1 pseudogene is annotated in these 2,854 nt (G+C 44.6%); it reads left to right on the top strand.

The annotated features are described in order from the left end of the window. A pseudogene (locus tag ADH81_RS04240) lies at positions 1-2,854 on the top strand (CshA family fibrillar surface protein C); the annotation flags it as partial.

Genomic DNA, 2,854 nt, shown 5'->3' with positions numbered 1-2,854 from the left:
TAGCTATACAATTGATCCTACTACAGGAGCGGTTACCTTCACACCTGAAAAAGACTTTGTTGGTACTGCAACTGGTGTAACAGTTCAAGCGACTGCGACTATTACAAATGCGAACGGTAAGACTGCGACAATCACTTCGGATGCAACTTACACTCCAACTGTTGTAGCAGCTGTTCCAACGGCAAGCCCTGCAACTTCAAAAGATATCCAAGGTGCCACTCAAACGGGTAGACCAACCTTTGCAGGAACAACTGTTCAAGTGAACGGTGAAGATAAAGCCATTACCATTAAAGATAATAGCTACACACTTTTGGACAAAGATGGTAATGAAGTGGCGACTATGCCAGCTTATGCGGCTGACGGTACAACTGAAATCGGTACTTTCACAATTAATCCAGCCACTGGCCAAGTGACTTTCACACCGACTGATAAATCATACACTGGTGCTGTAACACCAGCCAAGGTTCAAGCTGAAAGCTCAAACGGCATCAAGGTGGATACAATCTACACACCTGAAATTGTTCCAGTAACCCCAATAGCTACACCAGCTGAAACAACTGATATTCAAGGTGCAACCCAAACCGGTAAACCTGAATTCAAGGGTGAAACAGTAACCGTTGATGGTGTTGAGAAGACAGTAGCTATCAATGAAGCTGTTCCAGCTACGTTTGATGATGGATCAACTACGAAGACAGTGGATGGTGTTGGTACTTACACAGTAGCAGCTGATGGAACAGTAACCTTCGTACCTGAGAAATCATTTACTGGAACTGCTCCAGCAGTGACGGTTGTTCGCGAAGATAAGAATGGAACCAAAGCCTCTGCCACTTACACACCAATAGTAACTCCAGTAACACCGACAGCGACACCAGTTGAAACAACAGGTAAGCAAGGTCAAACTCAAACAGGTAAGCCTGAATTTACTGAAGGTGACAGCCGTGTGCCAATGAACGATGACGTTCCAGCTACGTTTGATGATGGCTCAACTACTAAGACTGTAGATGGTGTTGGTACTTACACAGTAGCAGCCGATGGAACAGTAACCTTCGTACCTGAGAAATCATTTACTGGAACTGCTCCAGCAGTGACGGTTGTTCGCGAAGATAAGAACGGAACTAAGGCTTCAGCAACCTACACACCAACAGTAACGCCTGTGACTCCAACAGCAAGTCCTGCAACTTCAAAAGACATCCAAGGTGCTACACAAACTGGTAAGCCTGTATTCACTGAAGGCGATAGCCGTGTGCCGATGAATGATGACGTTCCAGCAACATTTGAAGATGGTTCAACTACCAAGACAGTTGATGGTGTTGGTATATACACAGTAGCAGCAGACGGAACCGTAACCTTTGTTCCAGAACCAAGCTTTACAGGTACTGCGCCAGCCGTAACCGTTGTCCGTGAAGATAAGAATAGCACTAAGGCATCTGCGACATACACACCAACAGTAACACCAATCACAATTACTTCTACAGACAAGGTATCTGAGGATGTTCAAAATGTTCCTCAAACAGAGATTCCTACATTTGCATTGAGTGATGATGAAACGGCTCAAATTACAAGTAAGAAATTGATTGATCCAGCTACTGGTCAACCTACTGATGAAACCAGTGTGACAGTAGCCGGCGAAGGAACATATACAATTGATCCTACTACAGGAGCGGTTACCTTCACACCTGAAAAAGACTTTGTTGGAACTGCAACAGGTGTAACAGTTCAAGCAACTGCGACTATTACAAATGGGAATGGTAAGACTGCGACAGTCACTTCGGATGCAACTTACACTCCAACTGTTGTAGCAGCTGTTCCAACGGCAAGTCCTGCAACTTCAAAAGACATCCAAGGTGCCACTCAAACTGGGACACCAACCTTTGCAGGAACAACTGTTCAAGTGAACGGCAAAGATAAAGCTATTACCATTAAAGAAAATAGCTATACACTTTTGAATAAAGATGGTAATGAAGTGGCAACTACACCAGCCTATGCTGCAGATGGCACAACTGAAATTGGTACTTATTCAATTGATCAAGCAACTGGACAAGTAACCTTCACACCGACGGATAAATCATTCACAGGTGTAGTAACACCAGCCAAGGTTCAAGCTGAAAGCTCAAACGGTATCAAGGTGGATACAACTTACACGCCTGAAATCGTTTCTGTCACACCAACAGCAACTCCAGCTGAAACAACTGATATTCAAGGTGCCACCCAAACAGGTAAGCCTGAATTCAAGGGTGGAACAGTAAATGTTGATGGCGTTGAGAAAACAGTAGCTATCAATGAAGATGTTCCAGCTACGTTTGATGATGGCTCAACTACTAAGACAGTGGATGGTGTTGGTACTTACACGGTAGTAGCAGACGGAACAGTTACATTCGTTCCTGAAAAATCATTCGTTGGAACTGCACCAGTGGTAACTGTTGTTCGTGAAGATATGAACGGAACTAAAACTTCTGCGACATATACACCAACTGTAACACCAGTAACTCCAACAGCAGAAGATGCAACATCAACTGGTAAACAAGGTCAAACTCAAACAGGTAGACCAACCTTCACTGAGGGCGATAGTCGTGTGCCAATGAACGATGACGTTCCAGCAACCTTTGATGATGGTTCAACAACTAAGACTGTTGACGGCGTTGGTACCTACACAGTAGCAGCCGATGGAACCGTAACCTTTGTCCCAGAAAAATCATTCACAGGTAAAGCACCAGCTGTAACGGTTGTTCGTGAAGATAAGAACGGAACCAAAGCCTCTGCCACTTACACACCAACCGTAACACCAGTAACCCCAACTGCAACACCAGCGGAATCTACTGGTCCTCAAGGTCTTGTTCAAACTGGAACCGTAACC

The sequence above is a fragment of the Streptococcus pseudopneumoniae genome, from assembly GCF_001072925.1.
Lineage (GTDB): Bacteria > Bacillota > Bacilli > Lactobacillales > Streptococcaceae > Streptococcus > Streptococcus pseudopneumoniae_Q.
The sequence above is the reverse complement of the archived record's forward strand: the minus strand, read 5'-3'. Positions and strand labels throughout refer to the sequence as shown.